The sequence below is a fragment of the Pelagerythrobacter aerophilus genome (assembly GCF_003581645.1).
In the GTDB taxonomy this organism is placed as follows: Bacteria; Pseudomonadota; Alphaproteobacteria; order Sphingomonadales; family Sphingomonadaceae; genus Pelagerythrobacter; species Pelagerythrobacter aerophilus.
The window spans coordinates 619,611-636,845 of the sequence record NZ_QXFK01000014.1; the positions used below are offsets into that span (position 1 = coordinate 619,611).

Annotated in this window: 17 protein-coding genes and 1 tRNA gene; 9 read left to right on the forward strand and 9 right to left on the reverse strand. The window is 65.0% G+C overall.

Annotated elements, in window-relative coordinates:
- Positions 1-115: 115 nt before the first annotated feature.
- The 6 genes from D2V04_RS06980 to aspS all read right to left on the reverse strand — a co-directional run bounded on the left by D2V04_RS06980 (position 116) and on the right by aspS (position 5,324).
- Positions 116-192 (reverse strand) — tRNA-Met (locus tag D2V04_RS06980).
- Positions 193-282: 90 nt separating this feature from the next.
- The gene (locus tag D2V04_RS06985; RefSeq protein WP_119512638.1) at positions 283-813 is read right to left on the reverse strand and encodes a 2'-5' RNA ligase family protein; all 531 of its coding nucleotides are present in this window, start codon (positions 811-813) and stop codon (positions 283-285) included.
- Positions 810-1,763, reverse strand: a complete 954-nt coding sequence (gene mltG / locus D2V04_RS06990; RefSeq protein ID WP_228766299.1) for an endolytic transglycosylase MltG — start codon at positions 1,761-1,763, stop codon at positions 810-812. Before mltG ends, D2V04_RS06985 begins: the two co-directional genes overlap by 4 nt.
- 19 nt (positions 1,764-1,782) lie before the next feature.
- Positions 1,783-3,042: a beta-ketoacyl-ACP synthase II gene (gene fabF / locus D2V04_RS06995; protein ID WP_119512529.1), complete on the reverse strand. Its 1,260-nt coding sequence runs from the start codon at positions 3,040-3,042 to the stop codon at positions 1,783-1,785.
- 149 nt (positions 3,043-3,191) lie between these two features.
- Positions 3,192-3,428 (reverse strand): acyl carrier protein, encoded by a 237-nt coding sequence (locus D2V04_RS07000; protein ID WP_047805955.1) that lies wholly within the window; start codon positions 3,426-3,428, stop codon positions 3,192-3,194.
- A gap of 75 nt (positions 3,429-3,503) precedes the next feature.
- Positions 3,504-5,324, reverse strand: coding sequence for an aspartate--tRNA ligase (gene aspS / locus D2V04_RS07005; protein WP_119512530.1), 1,821 nt, complete (start codon positions 5,322-5,324; stop codon positions 3,504-3,506).
- 156 nt (positions 5,325-5,480) lie between these two features.
- Between aspS and rnd the strand changes: the two genes are divergently transcribed.
- From rnd to D2V04_RS07020, 3 genes are all read left to right on the forward strand, one after another.
- Positions 5,481-6,683: a ribonuclease D gene (rnd, locus tag D2V04_RS07010; RefSeq protein ID WP_119512531.1), complete on the forward strand. Its 1,203-nt coding sequence runs from the start codon at positions 5,481-5,483 to the stop codon at positions 6,681-6,683.
- Between the two features lie 88 nt (positions 6,684-6,771).
- Entirely contained in the window at positions 6,772-7,668 is an 897-nt protein-coding gene (locus D2V04_RS07015) for a hydrogen peroxide-inducible genes activator (RefSeq protein ID WP_119512532.1), read from the forward strand.
- 119 nt (positions 7,669-7,787) lie between these two features.
- Positions 7,788-8,750 carry a division plane positioning ATPase MipZ gene (locus D2V04_RS07020; RefSeq protein ID WP_119512533.1) on the forward strand — a complete coding sequence of 321 codons (963 nt, stop codon included), beginning with the start codon at positions 7,788-7,790 and terminating at the stop codon, positions 8,748-8,750.
- A 24-nt stretch (positions 8,751-8,774) separates the two neighbouring features.
- Here the strand turns inward: D2V04_RS07020 and pgsA are convergent, their stop codons facing one another.
- On the reverse strand, positions 8,775-9,368 hold the full coding sequence (pgsA, locus tag D2V04_RS07025; protein ID WP_119512534.1) for a CDP-diacylglycerol--glycerol-3-phosphate 3-phosphatidyltransferase: 594 nt from the start codon (positions 9,366-9,368) through the stop codon (positions 8,775-8,777).
- Positions 9,369-9,478: 110 nt separating this feature from the next.
- Here pgsA and D2V04_RS07030 point away from each other — a divergent pair, with 110 nt between their 5' ends.
- Positions 9,479-10,828, forward strand: coding sequence for an MFS transporter (locus tag D2V04_RS07030; RefSeq protein ID WP_119512535.1), 1,350 nt, complete (start codon positions 9,479-9,481; stop codon positions 10,826-10,828).
- Between the two features lie 334 nt (positions 10,829-11,162).
- On the opposite strand, the gene D2V04_RS07040 is transcribed toward D2V04_RS07030, so the two are convergent.
- Together D2V04_RS07040 and D2V04_RS07045 are read right to left on the reverse strand one after the other, a co-directional pair.
- Positions 11,163-11,345: a CsbD family protein gene (locus tag D2V04_RS07040; protein ID WP_119512537.1), complete on the reverse strand. Its 183-nt coding sequence runs from the start codon at positions 11,343-11,345 to the stop codon at positions 11,163-11,165.
- A gap of 88 nt (positions 11,346-11,433) precedes the next feature.
- On the reverse strand, positions 11,434-11,844 hold the full coding sequence (locus D2V04_RS07045; protein WP_324186854.1) for an EVE domain-containing protein: 411 nt from the start codon (positions 11,842-11,844) through the stop codon (positions 11,434-11,436).
- A gap of 174 nt (positions 11,845-12,018) precedes the next feature.
- Here D2V04_RS07045 and D2V04_RS07050 point away from each other — a divergent pair, with 174 nt between their 5' ends.
- From D2V04_RS07050 to D2V04_RS07070, 5 genes are read left to right on the forward strand one after another with little or no spacing between them, the layout of a single operon-like run.
- The gene (locus D2V04_RS07050; protein WP_119512538.1) at positions 12,019-13,647 is read left to right on the forward strand and encodes a putative bifunctional diguanylate cyclase/phosphodiesterase; all 1,629 of its coding nucleotides are present in this window, start codon (positions 12,019-12,021) and stop codon (positions 13,645-13,647) included.
- Between the two features lie 39 nt (positions 13,648-13,686).
- Entirely contained in the window at positions 13,687-14,496 is an 810-nt protein-coding gene (gene dapF, locus D2V04_RS07055) for a diaminopimelate epimerase (RefSeq protein WP_119512539.1), read from the forward strand.
- A complete protein-coding gene (locus tag D2V04_RS07060) occupies positions 14,493-15,671 on the forward strand; it encodes a MiaB/RimO family radical SAM methylthiotransferase (protein ID WP_119512540.1) in 1,179 nt (392 codons plus the stop codon). The genes dapF and D2V04_RS07060 overlap by 4 nt, the downstream gene beginning before the upstream one ends.
- The gene (gene ftsY / locus D2V04_RS07065; RefSeq protein ID WP_119512541.1) at positions 15,668-16,591 is read left to right on the forward strand and encodes a signal recognition particle-docking protein FtsY; all 924 of its coding nucleotides are present in this window, start codon (positions 15,668-15,670) and stop codon (positions 16,589-16,591) included. The genes D2V04_RS07060 and ftsY overlap by 4 nt, the downstream gene beginning before the upstream one ends.
- On the forward strand, positions 16,591-17,232 hold the full coding sequence (locus tag D2V04_RS07070) for an inner membrane-spanning protein YciB (RefSeq protein ID WP_119512542.1): 642 nt from the start codon (positions 16,591-16,593) through the stop codon (positions 17,230-17,232). Before ftsY ends, D2V04_RS07070 begins: the two co-directional genes overlap by 1 nt.
- Positions 17,233-17,235: the final 3 nt, after the last annotated feature.

Genomic DNA, 17,235 nt, shown 5'->3' on the forward strand with positions numbered 1-17,235 from the left:
AAAGTGACACTCAGCGGAGAGGTGCTGCGTGAAAGTGCCAGCGGCAAGTGAGCGCCCGCACAATCCTGCGCGTGCACTCTGCCGCGAGCCTCGATATTTGGAAGCGATTCGCGAGTGGTAGCGGAGGAGGGACTTGAACCCCCGACACGCGGATTATGATTCCGCTGCTCTAACCAGCTGAGCTACTCCGCCCCATGGGCACTTTGCCGGCCGCGCGGCGGTTCGGCAGGCCTCCGCCGGTGCGGAGGCAGGCGGCGCATTTAGGGCGGGCTTGCGAGCCGGTCAACCTCGCTTTTTGCCGCGAAATGCCCAGCGCTTCACGAACTCCCATGGCCCGCCGCGATAACGGTGCAGCGCTAGCCCCGAAAAGGTGAAAGTACGCGGCTCGACCTCCGCGGAGAGCGTGCGCTGGAGGTCGCGCGCAGCTTGCGGGGATGCCTTGTTCTGGATCGTGATGTGGAGGCGCGGCTCGTGTGCGTCTTGCGAGGTCAGCAGGCCGTGGAACTGCGCCGCGAGATCGCTGCGCAGCGCCAGCATGTCGGGACTCGTCAGATGGAGGGCGGTACCAGTGCCGAGCGACATAACACCTTCGAGCCGCACTGCGACCGGCGCGTACTCCGCGGCAAGCCTCGCAAGGCGATCGCGCACCTCGTCCTCGCTGCCCGGCGGCAGCGCGTGGAACAAGGTGACGTGCGCCTCGAGCATGTTGCGCTCGGGCGGGTAGTGCGCCGCACGCAATCGCGTGGCCCAACGATGGATATCCGGCGGCAGCTCCGCCGTGACGATCAGCGGCGCTGGTGCCGCCTCCGTCACATCTCTCCGCGGGCGCGGCGGATCGCGAACCACTTGTCGACCGCTTCCTGATGCGCGGCATAGTCCGAATTGAACACGTGCCCGCCCGTGCCGTCTGCGACCATGTAGAGCGCATCGGTCTTTGCCGGATTGAGCACCGCGGCAATGCTCTCACGCCCGGGGTTGGTGATCGGGCCCTTCGGAAGGCCCGCCATTGAATAGGTGTTGTAGTCGTTGATCGCCGCGATCTCCGACTGGCGGATGCGGCGGCCGAGCGGTTTGCCCTTGGTGATCGGATAGATGATCGTCGGATCCGCCTGAAGGAACATGCCCTCCTTCACCCGGTTCGAGTAGAGGCCGGCGACCATCCGCCGCTCCTTCGGCAGCGCGGTCTCCTTCTCCACGATCGACGCCAGCGTCACTGCCTCCTCGATCGTGTCGACGGCGATGTCCGGGCCACGACGAGGCCAGGCCTCGGCGAGGTAGTTACGCATCGCCGCCTGCATCCGCGCGAGCACCGCCGTGCGCGCCTCGCCGCGTTCGAAGGCGTACGTGTCAGGCAGGACCGAACCCTCTTCCGGCACCGGAATCTCGCCCGTCAGCAGAGGCTCCGCCATGAGCTTCTCGTAAACGAGGATCGACGGCGTGCCTTCGGGAATGGTGACGAAGCGGCGGATCACCTCGCCGTGCTGGAAGGTGTCGAGGATGCCACCCTGCCCGATCCCCGCTGGGAGACGGAACTCGCCGGCCTGGATCGGGTCGGAGCTGCCGAGCAGCTTGGCCCGCAGCAGGAAGCCGTCGGCGGAGGTGATCAGCCCCTCGTCCTCCAGTTTGTGCGCGACGGCGGTCAGCGTCGCGCCCGAAGGGACGATGAAGGCGGTGTCCTTCTCCACTTGCGCGGAGCCGAACGCCAGACTCCCGAAGATCACGGCCGAAAGCAGCGCCAGGGCGGCAAGCGCCCCGGCGGCCATGCAGCCGCGCCGGCCCATGTCAGTCGACCTTCTTCATCACCAGGCTGGCGTTGGTCCCGCCGAAGCCGAAGCTGTTGTTCAGCACGGCGCGAACCTCGCGCTTCTTCGCTTCATGCGGGACGAGATCGACGCCTTCGGTCCCCTCGTCCGGATTGTCGAGATTGAGCGTAGGCGGAACGATCTGGTCGCGCATCGCGAGGATGCAGAAGATGCTCTCCACCGCACCTGCACCGCCCAGCAGGTGCCCGATGGCGGATTTGGTGCTGCTCATCGATGCGCCGCTCAGATCGTCGCCGAGCACGCGCTTGACCGCCGCGAGTTCGATCGTGTCGGCCATCGTCGAGGTGCCGTGCGCATTGACGTAGTCGATGTCAGAAGGCTCGAGCCCGGACTTCCGGATGGCCATCCGCATGGCGAGTTCGGCACCCTTGCCTTCCGGATGCGGCGCGGTGACGTGGTAGGCGTCGCCCGAGAGACCGTAGCCAACCACTTCGGCATAGATCTTCGCGCCGCGGGCCTTGGCATGCTCGTATTCCTCGAGCACGAGCACGCCGGCGCCTTCGCCCATGACGAAACCGTCGCGGTCCTTGTCGTAGGGGCGGCTTGCCTCGGTCGGGCGATCGTTCATGCTCATGTTGAGCGCGCGCGCCTGTGCGAAACCGGCGACGCCCAACGGGTTGATCGTTCCTTCCGCACCGCCTGCGAGCATGACGTCGGCATCGCCGTCGCGGATCATCCGCGCGGCATCGCCGATCGAGTGTGCGCCGGTGGAACAGGCAGTCACGACCGCGTGATTCGGGCCCATCAGGCCGTACTTGATCGAGACCTGTCCGGAGATGAGGTTGATCAGCCGTCCATGGACGAAGTGCGGGCTCACGCGGCCCGGGCCGCGCTCGTGCAGGACGATCGATTCGCTTTCGATCCCCGGCAGACCACCGATGCCCGAACCGATCGAGACGCCGGTGCGCTCTTTCAGAGCGTCGTCCATCTCCGCGAGGCCAGCATCCTCGAGCGCCTGTCCGGCCGCGTCGATGCCATAGACGATGAACGGGTCGACCTGCCGCTGGACCTTGTGGTCAACGCGCTTGTCGGGGTCGAAACCCCATTCGTGATCCTTCGCCTTTACCTCGCAGGCGATGGTGCACTTCTGGTTGCTCGCGTCGAAACGGGTGATCTGCCCCGCCCCGCTCTTGCCGGCGATGAGGTTCTTCCACGTCGTCTCGACATCGCCACCCAGCGGGGTGACGAGACCCAGACCGGTTACGACCACACGGCGCATGCAATTCTCCGATTTACGTCTTCCAGAAAGAACAACAGGCTCAACCCGTTAGGGCTGAGCCTGCATATCCCTGCGCAAACAGGGATCGGGCCTCTCCCTCGCCGCTTTCGCCAATACAAGCTCAAGCGAACGGGAAAAGCGCGAAAAGCCTAGCCCTTGTGTTCTTCGATGTACTTCGTGGCGTCACCGACGGTGGTGATCTTCTCGGCCGCATCGTCAGGAATCTCGACGCCGAATTCTTCCTCGAAAGCCATCACCAGCTCGACGATGTCGAGGCTGTCGGCGCCGAGATCGTCGATGAAGCTCGCATCCTGGGTCACCTTGTCGGCTTCGACGCCCAGATGCTCGACAACGATCTTCTGCACGCGGTCGGCGGTATCGCTCATACTATGCCCTCTGTGTATTGGGGTTAAATGTTGCTTTCGCCCTAATGAACGGCGAACGCGCTGGCAAGTGCCCGCTCAAGCGTCTCCGGCCCGATCGACCCGCGTATCCTCGCCCCGCTGGGGCTTCGGCGCCTCGACGGCACGGATGTGCACGTCGCGGAGCTGACGGGGGCTTACCACCGAGGGCGCACCCATCATCAGATCCTGTGCACGCTGGTTGAGCGGGAAGGCGATAACCTCGCGAATGTTCGGCTCGTCGGCCAGCAGCATGACGATGCGATCGATCCCCGGCGCCGAACCGCCGTGCGGCGGCGCGCCGAGCTTGAACGCCTCGATCATGCCGGAGAAGTTCGCGTCGACGTCTTCCTTCGAATAGCCGGCAATCTCGAACGCCTTGTACATGATGTCCGGCCGATGGTTCCGGATCGCGCCCGACGACAGTTCGTAGCCGTTGCAGACGATGTCGTACTGCCAGGCCATGATGGTCAGCGGATCCTCGTTCTCCAGCGCCTCCATCTCGCCCTGCGGCATGGAGAAGGGATTGTGGCTGAAGTCGATCTTCTTCTGCTCCTCGTCGTACTCGAACATCGGGAAGTCGACGATCCAGCAGAACTTGAAGCAGCCCTGCTCGATCAGACCGAGCTCCTCGGCGACACGGGTGCGGGCGGCACCGGCGAGCTTGGCCGCGTCCCTCTCCTTGCCCGCGGCGAAGAACAGGCCGTCGTTCTCACCCAGGCCCAGCTCGGCGTAGAGCTTCTCCATGCCTTCGGTGCCGTGGTTCTTGGCGATCGGGCCGCCAAACTCGCCGCCCTTGCGGGTGACGTAGCCGAGCCCGGCGAAGCCTTCGCGACGCGCCCAGTCGTTCATGTCGTCGAAGAACTTGCGGCTCTTCTCGTGCGTGCCGGGCGCGGGAACGACACGGACGCGGCCGCCCGAGCCGACGATCTTCTCGAACAGGCCGAAGCCGGAAGTCTGGAAGTGATCGGTGACGTCTGAAATGACCAGCGGATTGCGCAGGTCCGGCTTGTCCGTGCCGTACTTCAGAATCGCTTCGGCATAGGGGATGCGCGGGAACTCGCCCGCGGGCGTCACGCTCTTGCCGTTCGCGAATTCCTCGAACACGCCAGCGAGAACTGGCTCGATCGCCTGGAACACGTCTTCCTGGGTGACGAAGCTCATCTCGAAGTCGAGCTGATAGAATTCCGGGCTGCGGTCGGCGCGCAGATCCTCGTCGCGGAAGCACGGCGCGATCTGGAAATAGCGGTCGAAGCCGGCGACCATCAGGAGCTGCTTGAACATCTGCGGTGCCTGGGGGAGCGCGTAGAAGCGGCCCGGATGCAGGCGGCTGGGCACGAGGTAGTCGCGCGCGCCTTCGGGGCTGGAGGCGCCGAGGATCGGTGTCTGGAACTCGGTGAAGCCCTGCGCTGTCATCCGGCGGCGGATCGACGTGATGACCTGGCTGCGCAGCATGATGTTGCGGTGCATGGTCTCGCGGCGAAGGTCGACGAAGCGGTACTTGAGGCGAATGTCCTCCGGGTACTCCTGCTCGCCCGCAACCGGCAGCGGCAACTCGTCGGCACGGCTCTGGACCGTGACGCTACGGGCGAAGACCTCGATCTCGCCGGTCGGCAGATTCGGGTTCACCGTGCCTTCCGCCCGCGCCTTGACCTCGCCGTCGATGGTGACGACCGATTCCAGCTTCAGCCCATCGAGCACTTCCAGCGCCGGGCTGTCCTCGTCGGCGACGATCTGGGTCAGGCCGTAGTGGTCGCGCAGATCGACGAACAGCACCCCGCCGTGATCGCGCTTGCGGTGGACCCAGCCCGAGAGCCTGACGGTTTCACCGACGTTCGCCTTCGCCAGTTGTGCGCAGTTGTGGGTACGGTAGGCGTGCATCTAAAATCTTTCCATTTTCGGAGCTATGGCGCTAAGGGCGCGCCACCGAAGGCGCACCGCGCATGTCGCGCGCGCTAACAGGGCAAGCACGGTGCTTTGTCAAGGCACCGGGCACCCCCGAGCGGCGGTACTCCGCCCCACGATAGAAAAGATAGAATGAAGATACACGATCTGATTACCACCACCGACGAGCTCGCCACGCTGTGCGAGCGCCTTGCGAAGTCCGACTTCGTCACCGTCGATACCGAATTCATGCGCGAGAACACCTATTGGCCGGAACTGTGCCTGGTGCAGATCGCCAACGAGGAAGAAGCCGCGGCGATCGACCCGCTGGCCGACGGAATCGACCTCACCCCCCTGCTCGACCTGATGTGCGACAACGAGGACGTGCTCAAGGTCTTCCACGCGGGCGGACAGGATGTCGAGATCATCTACAACCTGACGGGCAAGACCCCGCATCCGATTTTCGACACGCAGATCGCCATGATGGCGATCAGCCAGTCGGAGCAGATCGGCTATGCGAATCTGGTCGAGGCATGGCTCGGCATCACGGTCGACAAGGGTGCCCGCTTCACCGACTGGAGCCGCCGTCCGCTGACCGCACGGCAGATCGAATACGCGATCGGCGACGTCACGCATCTGTCGAAGATCTTTCCCAAGATCTTGAAGAAGCTGATGAAGACCGGACGCGGCGAATGGCTCGACGCCGAAATGGAGAAGCTCGCCGATCCGGCCAACTACCACAACGATGCGGGCGAGGCATGGCGCCGCATTCGTCAGGCCGGCCGCAATCCGACCGTGCTTGGCCGGCTGAAGGCCCTCGCCGCCTGGCGCGAGAGCGAGGCGCAGCACAAGAACATCCCGCGCGGCCGCATCATGCGCGACGAGACCCTGGCCGACATCGCCAGCCATCCGCCGAAGCAGCAGGCCGATCTCGTCAAGGTCCGCGGCCTTTCCAATGCCTGGAAAGACAACGACATAGGCAAGCGGCTTATGAAAGTGCTCGAGAAGGCCGAGCCGCTCACGGCCGACGAAATGCCCGACAAGCCCAAGCGCGGCGCGCCGCTGGGCAAGGAAGGCGCGCTGGTCGCCGATCTGCTCAAGCTGCTGCTCAAAATCCGCACCCGCGAGATCGACGTCGCCGCCCGGCTGCTCACCCGTTCGGACGAGATGGAGGCGCTCGCCGCCGGCGTACGCAAGCTTCCGGTCCTTCAGGGGTGGCGGTACGAGGTCTTCGGCCGCGATGCCCTCGAACTGGTCGAGGGCAAGCTCGCCTTCACGGTCAAGGGCGGCAAGCTCAACATGACGCACATCGACGACGTGGCAGATGACATAGCCGAGGCGGAAGCGGCCGAGTGATCCTTCGAGACGGGCTTTCGCGACGCCCCTCGGCGGATCCGCTCCTCGGGATAAGCGATGTGTTCCTTAGAGGATCCGTGATCTAGCAATGTCCACTTACCTCCCCACGATCAAGCAGCTCCAGTACCTCGTGGCGTTGCACGAGCACGGTCACTTCGGGCGCGCGGCGGAGGCGAGCTTCGTTTCGCAGTCGACGCTCTCGGCCGGCATCCGCGAGCTCGAATCGCTGCTCGGCGTGACGCTCGTCGAGCGCAGCCGCCGTGTGGTGCGCTTCACCACGCTGGGCGAGCAGGTGGTCGAGAAGGCGCACCGACTGCTGCGCGAGGCGGAGGAGCTGTCGGACCTCGTGCGTGCGAGCGGCAAGCCGCTGTCGGGCACGCTGCGGATGAGCGTGATTCCCACGATCGCTCCGTTCATGCTGCCGCGCATTCTGCCGCGGCTCCGCCGCGAGCGCCCGGATCTCAAGCTCTTCCTGCGCGAGGAAACCAGCCAGGACGCGGTCGAAAGCCTGCACCACGGCCGGGTCGACTGCGTGCTGCTCGCCCTTCCCTTCGCCACGGGCGAGGTGGACATGGCGCACATCGCCGACGACCGGCTCTACGTCGCCTTTCCCAAGGATGATCCGCGCGATCCGCCCGCCGTCATCCCGCCGTCTATGATCGACGAGGGGCGGCTGCTGCTGCTCGAAGACGGGCACTGTCTCAAGGAACACGCGCTCGCCGCCTGCAACCGGCCGGAACTGCGCGCCTCGGCGACGATGATCGGCACGAGCCTGCACACGCTGGTGCAGATGGTGAACAACGACCTCGGCCTGACCATGCTGCCCGAAATGGCGATCGAGGCCGGCATCCTGCACGAGACCGACATCGTTGCTCGCCCGCTCAAGTCGCAGGCTGCCAGCCGCGAAATCGCGCTTATCTGGCGCAAGAACTCTCCCCGCAAAGCCGATTTCGAGCTGCTGGCCGAGGAACTGCGGGCCGGATGATTCCGGCACAGCGCGCGTGTCACTTCCCCGACATCAAGACAGTGCAAGGTACTGTTGACAAATTCGTGCTAAAAGCTGTGGATAACTGATTCGCGAAGCGCCGGTGGGGGAGCTGCGTCGTGTGGAAAGACCTTGAACATTCGGAAGGTGGGGGCGAACCCCTCTCGGGCGCCTGGACCGACGGCGAGCATCCCAAAGTAATTCTGGCGGAGATGGCCTCCCGCCCCGCGCTTGCGGGGCACGTCATTGCGTTCGCCAATGAGAAAGGCGGAGTCGGCAAATCGACGCTGGCGTTCCATTGCGCGGTGGCGCTTGCGCATGCCGGCCATCGCGTGATCGCGCTGGATCTCGACTGGCGCCAGTCCACGCTCGACCGTAGCCTGTCCTTCCGCGAAGGGACTGCGCGCGTCCTGGGCGCGGCCTTGCCGATGCCCGCGCATGCGGTGTTGACCAAGCCCTGCACGGCACAGCTCTATCAGGAAATCGCACGGCTTGACGCGCGCGCCGACTATATCGTGCTCGATGCGCCGGGGGCTGACTGCCCGATCTTCCGCCGGGCAGTTGCCATGGCGGACACTCTGGTTACGCCGATCAACGCGTCGTTCATCGATCTGCAGGTGCTGGGCCAGATCGATCCGATCACGGGCCGCCCGGGGCAGTCGAGTTGCTTCGGCGCGATGGTCGCCGGGCTACGCCGCGAGCGGCATCGCAGCGGGTTCGGCCCGATCGACTGGCTGGTGGCGAAAAACCGAGTGCGACAAACCGAACGGCGGCAAATCGGCCGGATCGACACCGCGCTTGCCACACTCGCCGAGCAACAGGATTTCCGCATCGGACGCGGCTTGACCGAACGGGTCGCCTACCGCGAGTTGCTCCAGTTCGGGCTGACCCACCTGGACCTCCCCCTGCTCCCGGAAAATGCACGCGCCAACAAGAGCACGCTCACGGAAATCGACGGGCTGCTGAAGCAGCTTGCGCTCGACGGCCCCGGCGCGCTCTGCGTGAGCACCGCGGCCCCGCAGGTACGCTCCTCGCCCCGCGTCCGCGCCGCATACCGCGAAGCGCTGGCAGCGGCACTTTGATCGGCGGGAAGCCGTCCTTCCGCTTCAGTCCATGTGCTTGATGCCGACGCGCAGGTAGTCCCAGCCGGTAATCACCGTCAGCACCGCCGCGGTCCATAGTGTGACGATACCGACGAGGTGCGGCACGTTGAACGTGGCCTCCCCCAGCGTCATCATCCAACCCGGCAGCGCACCTGCCAGAATCAACGCGCCGAGCGAGACCATCTGTGCGGCGGTCTTCCACTTGGCGAGCTTGCTCACCGGCACCGAGACCTGCAGCGGCCCGAGAAACTCGCGCAGGCCCGACACGGCAATCTCACGCATGAGGATGATCAGGCCCGCGATCACGTGGAAGTCCCCCGCAAAGGGTCCGCGCAGCCAGCCCTGCGCCGTCAGCACCAGAATCACCGCGGCGACCATGATCTTGTCCGCGATCGGATCGAGGAACACGCCCAGCTTCGATACCGTGCCACTCGCCCGCGCGAGGTAGCCGTCGAAGTAATCTGTGATTCCCATGAGGCAGTAGAGCGCGAAGGCGAGAAGATATCCAAAGGCCCAGCTCGGCCACCACAGCAACGCGACGAGCAGCGGTATCGTGACGATTCGCGAAAGCGTCAGAATGTTCGGCAAGTTGAGCACGGCGATCTCCCTAGCCTCTCTATCCCACAGGAAAAAGCCATGCTTTGCCCTTGTCCGCACCGTCTCGTCCTCTACAGGGGGCCCGAACCGCAAGGGGCTGCGCGAGAAGCATGACCACATCGACGCACATCCTGCGCCGCCGGCGGTTTCTGCCGCTGTTCGTCACGCAGCTTTTCAACGCGTTCAACGACAATCTCTACAAGACGGCGATGGTCCTGTTCGTGGTCTATGTCGTTTACAATTCCGAGGCGGATGAGGCGATGTTCAGCGCCGTTGCCTCGGGCGTGTTCATACTGCCGTTCTTCGTCCTGTCGGCGCTGGCGGGGCAACTTGCCGACATGAGCGACAAGGCGCGCATCGTGCGCGTGGTGAAGGCATGCGAGATCGGCATCATGGCGGTCGGCGGAGCGGGCCTGGTGCTCGCCTGGCAGGATGTCGAATGCGCCGCAGCCGCAGGACAATGCCTCGCACCGCCCCATCCCCTCCTTGCCGACATGGCCATTCCGCTGCTCCTCACGGCTCTGTTTGCGATGGGCGTTCACTCGACCTTCTTCGGTCCGATCAAATACGCCATCCTGCCCCAGCACCTGAAGCCCGAGGAAGTTCTCGCGGGAACCGGGCTGGTCGAGGCGGGGACTTACATTGCGATCCTCTTCGGCACGATCCTCGCCGGCTGGATCCCGGTCGAGGCGGCAGCGGCGATAGTCTTCGTCACAGCCGTGCTGGGCTATCTCACCTCGCGCTACGTACCTCCCGCCCCTGCGCAGGGAGAGATCGAGCCGATCGACTTCAACGTCTTTCGCTCCTCCTACGCACTCGTGCGCAACACGATGCATGACGACCGCGTATTCCTGGCGATCATGGCGATCAGCTTCTTCTGGACGATCGGTGCGGTGCTGTTCATCCAGTTCCCACCGCTCGCAAAGAACGTGCTTACGGCCAGCCCCGAGGTTGCGAGCCTGTTCCTGGTGATCTTCTCGGTCGGCGTGGCGATCGGCTCGGTCTCCGTCAACGCGCTGCTCAAGGGCACCGTCTCGGCCCGTTATTCGCCAATGTCGGTGATCGTGATGGCGCTGTTCGTGGTCGCGTTTTACGCCGTCTGCCGCTTGTGGACACCAGCGCCGGGCGACACGCTGATGAACGTGGGCCAGTTCATGGCCCAACCGCTCGCAATACCGCTGCTCTTTTGCTTGCTCGGGATCGCAATTGCGGGCGGCATGTTCGTCGTGCCGCTGTACGCTTTCCTGACAACCTTTGTCCCCAATACTCAAACCGCGCGCACGATCGCGGCGAACAATATCGTCAACTCGGGCGCGATGGTGGCCGGCGCATTACTCGCCACGGGGCTCAGTGCAGCCGATGTGGCGATCGTCGACCAGCTCCTGCTCAGCGCGGCGATGTGCCTGGTGTCGAGCTGGCTGGGAAGGAAACTCTGCCTCGCCGAATCGCCAGCAGCGTGAACCTTCAGGCGATGAACGCCGTCACGCCCACGACGCCGCTGACATAGACCGCCGCGAAAGTCCGCACCTCGTCAAGCAAGGGGCGCCACTGCATCCGGTTGGCAGGTGGCACCTCCGCGATTCGCGTGACATGCGGCGGCAGCGTCGCGCGGAATGGGTGACGGGCGGCTTCGTTGGTAAGGACTAGTGATCGTCGCATCGCGGCGGATTAACGTTCCACTAACCATTCGGCTCCCGCACTTTGCCGATTGTCGCACGCCGGGACGGTTTCGCATCCGCGATGGCATATGAAAAGGGCCGCCAAAGCGGCGGCCCTATCGTCGAGTGGAAGCGTTCAGACCTTGTCGCCGAGAGCGCCCTTTACCTCGCCCTTCAAGTTCTGCGCCTCGCCCTTGCGCTCCTGCGCCTTGCCCTCGGCATCGAGCCGGGGGTTGCCGGCGATTTCCGCCGCAGCCTGCTTGGCATTGCCGGCAATTTCGTTGCCGATGCCTTTGGCCTTGTCCTTGAACTCACCCATGAAAACTCTCCTGCATTGTCTCACGGCGACGGGATTGCACGCCGTCTTGCAGGATCAACGCGAGCTGGCGGGGCTCGGTTCCGTTCGGCTAAGCCCCTGCCATCGAAAGAATTTTCTTCCACTCGGCCGGACGCACTTCCGACACGGACAGCCGCGACTGGCGGACCAGTTCCATATCCGAAAGCGCCGGCTCGGCCTTGACCTCCTTCAGCGTTACCGGCCGAGGCAGTTTCTCCTTCGGCTTGACCTTCACCGCCGCCCACTTCCCCTCGGGATCGGTCGGATCGGTGATCCCGGCGACACTGATCTCGATGATCCCGACGATCTCCAGACCGATGTTGGAATGGTAGAAGAACGCCTGATCGCCGACCTTCATCGCCGCGAGATTGTTCTTCGCACGGTGGTTGCGCACGCCGTCCCAAGTGCCCTCCCCTTCCTCGACGAGGTCCTCCCAACCGTAGACGTCGGGTTCGGATTTCATCAGCCAGTAGCGCGGCACGCGAGCACTCTCCTTCGTCGGATTTCGGTCGGCAACTGCGCCCAGCGATAGCGGCCCTCGCGCCGCCTGACCACCGCTGCTGCGGGGGGCGCGGTGCTTAACTTCTTCTTCAATCCGGCCCCCTATAGGCTGTCAATGCGACAACGGGGGGAGGCGGCCGCTGCCGCCGGGTCTATGGCAAAGGGCGAGCAGACAAAGCAGAAAACTCCGCGCGCCGAACGCGATCTGGTCGCCATGGGCATCGCGGCCGCGGCGATCATCATGTTCGTCGGCACGGGCGGAGCGGTGCTGCCGAAGGCCATCCGCAACTGGATGGGCATCGGCCCGGGGCCGGACAGCGTGCTCGTCAGCGCCATGTTGCTCAATATCGCACTGATCATCTTCGGCTGGCGCCGCTACGCCGAACTCATGGCGGAGATCGAGCAGCGCAAGGCTGCCGAAGAACGCGCCCGCCGTCTCGCCGAGACCGACCCCCTGACCGGCTCTCTCAACCGCCGCAGTCTTCCCTCCGCCGCTGAAGCGCTGGTTGCGCGTTGCGCCGACACCGAAAGTGCGGTCGCCTTCGTCATGATCGATCTCGACAACTTCAAGCAGATCAACGATCTGAACGGCCACATGGCAGGCGACAAGGTGCTGCAGGAAACCGCCGAACGCCTCCGAGGGCTCATCCCCCAGGAGGCGCTGGTAGCCCGCCTCGGCGGCGACGAGTTCGCCTGCGTGCTGCCTTACGACACCTCCAATCAAGCCCAGCTCGACCGACTGATTCAGCGCATGATCGGGCGGATATCCGATCCGGTCGAGATATCCGGCCATTCCACCGAAATCACGGTGTCGGTCGGGATCGCCTCGACCGCATGCGAACCGTTCGATGGGCGGGTCGAGGCGCAGGCGTTCCTGCACCGGGCGGACATTGCGATGTACCATGCCAAGAAGCACGGGAAGAACCGCTACTATTGGTTCGAGGCGCAAATGGAGAACGAGCTGCGCTTCCGCAACGCCCTTGAAGCGGGCGTCCGCGCGGGCCTCGCGAACGGCGAATTCGTCCCCTACTACGAACAGCAGATCGACCTCGAAACCGGCGAGCTGACCGGGTTCGAGATGCTTGCGCGCTGGAACTCGCCCAACTTCGGGCTGGTGTCACCCGAGGTATTCATTCCGATCGCGGAGGACATGGGCGTGATCGCGCTCCTGTCCGAACAGCTCATCGAACGCGCGCTCCAGGATGCCCGGCAATGGGATCCGGCGCTGACGCTCTCGGTCAATGTCTCGCCGCTGCAGCTCAACGATCCGTGGTTCGCCCAGCGCATGCTCAAACTGCTGGTGAAGCACAACTTCCCCCCACAGCGGTTCGAGATCGAGATCACCGAGAGCTGCCTGCACGAGAACGTCGCGCTGGTCAGATCGATGATCCTCAGCCTGCGCAACCAGGGCATCAAGATCAGCCTCGACGATTTCGGCACCGGCTACTCGAGCCTCGCTCAATTGCGCTCACTGCCGTTCGACCGGATCAAGATCGACCGCAGCTTCGTCAGCGAGATCGGGCAGGATGGCGACGGGTCGAAGATCGTCGATGCCATTGTCTCGCTCGGTGAAGGGCTCGGGATGCCGATCACCGCCGAGGGGATCGAGGACGACGCAATCCTGGCGCGCCTGCGCGAGCTGGGGCAGCTCAAGGGCCAAGGCTATATCTATGGCCGCCCGGAAACGATCGAACAGGTCCGCGAGAGGCTCGGTGCCCTTGGACGGTTGACGGACGGCGGCGATGCGCCAGACGAGGCCGAGGCGATAAGCAAGAGCGCCTGACACTGGACGCGCCGCCATGCGGCGCATAGATGCGCCGCGATGCGCGTTCCCTTCATCAAGATGCACGGTCTCGGCAACGACTTCGTCGTGCTCGACGCACGCGGCGAAGGCCTGCCGACGATGACCCCGTCCATTGCTGCGGCTTTGGCCGACCGGCGTACCGGGATCGGGTGCGATCAAGTGATCCTGCTCGAGCCCTCCGAAACCGCCGATTTCCGCATGCGCATCTTCAATTCCGACGGCGGTGAGGTCGAAGCCTGCGGCAATGCCTCGCGCGCGGTCGCGCTGCTCCACGGAGCCGAGGCGTCGGTCGAAACGGCTGGCGGCACGATCCGGGTCCAGCCGGCAAACGGCGGCGCGAGCGTCGACATGGGCGTGCCGCGTTTCGGCTGGGAGGAGATTCCTCTCGCTTATGCGATGGATACGCTGACGATGCCGGTCGCGTGGGAACCGCTGAAAAACCCGACGGCGGTGAACGTCGGCAATCCGCATGTCGTGTTCTTTGTCGAGAACAGCGACGTCGTACAGCTGGATAGGCTGGGCCCCGAGATCGAGCATGACCCGCTGTTTCCCGAGCGCGTCAACGTGAACGTCGCGACAGTGGAAAGCCGTCGGCGCATCTGCCTGCGCGTGTGGGAGCGCGGTGCGGGGTTGACCCGCGCTTGTGGCACAGGCGCCTGCGCCACGGCCGTCGCTGCAATGCGGCGCGGGCTGGTCGAACGCGAGGTCGAGGTGCGGCTGCCGGGCGGCACGCTCACGATCGCCTGGGCGGAGGATGGCCGGATCACGATGACGGGCCCCGCGGCCGAAGCCTACCGCGGCAGCTTCGAGTGGGACGACTTTGCATGAGCGCGGGTGCGGAAGTGATCTCGCTCGGCTGCCGCCTCAACATCGCCGAGAGCGAGCGTATCCGCGCCATGCTCGCGGGCGAGCGCGATGTCGTGGTGGTCAATAGCTGCGCGGTCACGGCGGAGGCGGTCCGCACCACGCGGCAGGCGATCCGCAAGGCGCGCCGCGAGCGGCCGGATGCACGTCTGCTCGTTACCGGCTGCGCGGCGGAAATCGAGCGCGAACAGCTAGCCGCCATGCCCGAGGTCGACGGGCTGGTCGCGAATACGCGCAAGCTGGACCGGCGGGCCTGGAATGCACCTGAGCGCGCACCGCAGATGCCTCTACGCCGTACCCGCGCTTTCGTCGCGGTTCAGAACGGGTGCGATCATAGCTGTACCTTCTGCGTGATCCCTCAAGGCCGTGGACCAAGCCGTTCGCTGACGATCTCGCAGATCCTCGCCGAAATCGACGGCCACCTGGCACAGGGCGCGCCTGAAGTGGTGCTGACCGGCGTGGACGTGACCTCGTGGGGTCACGACCTGCCCGACCGCCCTCCTCTTGGCCGACTCGTACAGGCCATCCTCGATCGCTTTCCCGAGCTCCGCCGTCTGCGGATGTCGTCGCTCGATGGCATCGAGATCGATCCGCTGCTGTTCGACCTCTTCGCCGGCGAACCGCGGCTTATGCCGCACCTCCACCTCTCGTTGCAGCACGGCAACGACCTGATCCTCAAGCGCATGAAGCGCCGTCACTTGCGGGCCGACGCAGTGGAACTGGTCGCGCGGCTCAAGCAGGCCCGTCCCGAGATCGCGATCGGCGCAGACCTGATCGCCGGCTTCCCGACGGAGGACGAGGCGGCGCACGCCGACAACCTCTCAATCGTGCGCGAGCTGGGCATCGTCCACGGCCACGTGTTCCCCTACTCTCCCCGCCCGGGCACGCCGGCGGCACGCATGCCGCAAGTGGAGCGCACCGCGGTCAAGGCACGCGCCGCCGAGCTGCGTGCCGAAGTCGTCCGCGCGCGCGATGCCTGGCTGGACACGCTCGTGCGCACTCAGCAATCGGTACTCGCCGAAAACGACGGCACCGGCTATGCGCCCAACTTCGCGCGCCTCGTCGTGCCGAAAGGCACCGCGAGCGGCGCGATCGTGACAGTCACCCCCCAGCGACACGAGAAAGGCCTGCTCTCATGAGCGAGACGAGCTGGAGCGAGCGGCTCTTCGGCGGCTTCCGCAAGACCTCCGAACGTCTTTCGACCAATCTCACCGGCGTGGTCGGCACCTCGCGCCTCGACGACGCCACACTCGACGACGTCGAAGATGCGCTGATCCTCTCGGATCTCGGCCCCTCCGCCGCGGCCCGCATTCGCGCACGGCTGGCAGAGAAACGCTTCGGCCTCGAGATCTCCGAGCGCGAACTGAAGGAGGCGGTCGCCGAGGAAATTGCAGCGATCCTGCGCCCCGTGGCCAAACCGCTCGAGATCGTCGCCTTCCCGCGCCCCCAGGTGATCCTGGTGATCGGCGTCAACGGCAGCGGTAAGACGACCACCATCGCCAAGCTCGCGCACTGGTTTCAGGAGGAGGACTACGGTGTCATGCTGGCGGCCGGCGACACGTTCCGCGCGGCGGCGATCGGCCAGCTCGCCACCTGGGCCGAACGGATCGGCGCGCCGATCGTACGCGGCCCGGAGGGCGGCGACCCGGCCTCGATCGTGTTCGATGGGGTCAAGGCGGCGACTGAACAAGGCATCGACGCGCTGGTCGTCGACACCGCCGGCCGGCTGCAGAACAAGCGCGAACTGATGGACGAACTGGCGAAGATCCGCCGGGTGCTCGGCCGCCTCAATCCCGAAGCGCCGCACGATGTGGTGCTCGTGCTCGATGCGACCAATGGGCAGAACGCGCTCAGCCAGATCGATGTGTTCAAGGAAGTCGCGGGCGTGACCGGCCTCATCATGACCAAGCTCGACGGCACCGCGCGTGGCGGCGTACTGGTCGCCGCGGCCGAGCAATACGGCCTGCCGATCCACGCGATCGGCGTGGGCGAGAAGATCGACGACCTGCGTCCGTTCGACCCCGACCTCGTTGCGCGTGTGATTGCGGGAGTGGCGTGATGGCGGGCGATACGAAGCCGAAGAGCGGCTGGCTCAACATTCTGGTCGATTACGGGCCGCTGCTCGTCTTCCTCGGTACCTACAAGTTCTATGCGCCCGATGAATCGAGCCCGCTGGGCGAGATCGCGGCAGTCATCCGCGGCACGGTCGCGTTCATGGTCGCGGCGGTGGTCGCCCTGGCCTTCTCTAAATGGAAGTTCGGCCGCATCTCGCCGATGCTCTGGCTCTCGACAGCAATGATCGTAGGCTTCGGCGCGCTGACCATCTGGCTGCGCGACGAAAGCTTCATCCAGATCAAGCCGACCGTGATCTACGTCCTCTTCGGCCTCGCGTTGATCATCGGTTGGCTGCGCGGACGCGCCTTGCTCGAGATCCTTCTCGGCGCCGCGTTCGAGGGGCTGGACGAGCAAGGCTGGCTCAAGCTCTCGCGCAACTGGGGCCTGTTCTTCTTTGCCCTCGCCGTGCTCAACGAAGCGCTGCGCGCGACGCTGTCGTTCGAAAGCTGGCTCTGGGCCAAGCTCTGGGTGTTCCTGCCGCTAAGCTTCCTCTTCACCTTCACGCAGATCCCGATGCTGCTGCGGCACGGGTTGGCAACGGAAGGGGTGAAGGAGGAAGAACAGACCCCGCCGCCGACAGCCTGACGA

Coding starts and splice junctions, on each gene's coding strand:
- fabF (WP_119512529.1), bottom strand. CDS start 3,042: ATGCGCCGTGTGGTCGTAACCGGTCTGGGTCTCGTCACCCCGCTGGGT.
- rnd (WP_119512531.1), top strand. CDS start 5,481: ATGAAGATACACGATCTGATTACCACCACCGACGAGCTCGCCACGCTG.
- mltG (WP_228766299.1), bottom strand. CDS start 1,763: ATGGCCGCCGGGGCGCTTGCCGCCCTGGCGCTGCTTTCGGCCGTGATC.
- D2V04_RS07050 (WP_119512538.1), top strand. CDS start 12,019: ATGGCAAAGGGCGAGCAGACAAAGCAGAAAACTCCGCGCGCCGAACGC.
- ftsY (WP_119512541.1), top strand. CDS start 15,668: ATGAGCGAGACGAGCTGGAGCGAGCGGCTCTTCGGCGGCTTCCGCAAG.
- D2V04_RS07070 (WP_119512542.1), top strand. CDS start 16,591: ATGGCGGGCGATACGAAGCCGAAGAGCGGCTGGCTCAACATTCTGGTC.
- D2V04_RS07030 (WP_119512535.1), top strand. CDS start 9,479: ATGACCACATCGACGCACATCCTGCGCCGCCGGCGGTTTCTGCCGCTG.
- D2V04_RS07060 (WP_119512540.1), top strand. CDS start 14,493: ATGAGCGCGGGTGCGGAAGTGATCTCGCTCGGCTGCCGCCTCAACATC.
- D2V04_RS07015 (WP_119512532.1), top strand. CDS start 6,772: ATGTCCACTTACCTCCCCACGATCAAGCAGCTCCAGTACCTCGTGGCG.
- aspS (WP_119512530.1), bottom strand. CDS start 5,324: ATGCACGCCTACCGTACCCACAACTGCGCACAACTGGCGAAGGCGAAC.
- D2V04_RS07000 (WP_047805955.1), bottom strand. CDS start 3,428: ATGAGCGATACCGCCGACCGCGTGCAGAAGATCGTTGTCGAGCATCTG.
- D2V04_RS07040 (WP_119512537.1), bottom strand. CDS start 11,345: ATGGGTGAGTTCAAGGACAAGGCCAAAGGCATCGGCAACGAAATTGCC.
- dapF (WP_119512539.1), top strand. CDS start 13,687: ATGCGCGTTCCCTTCATCAAGATGCACGGTCTCGGCAACGACTTCGTC.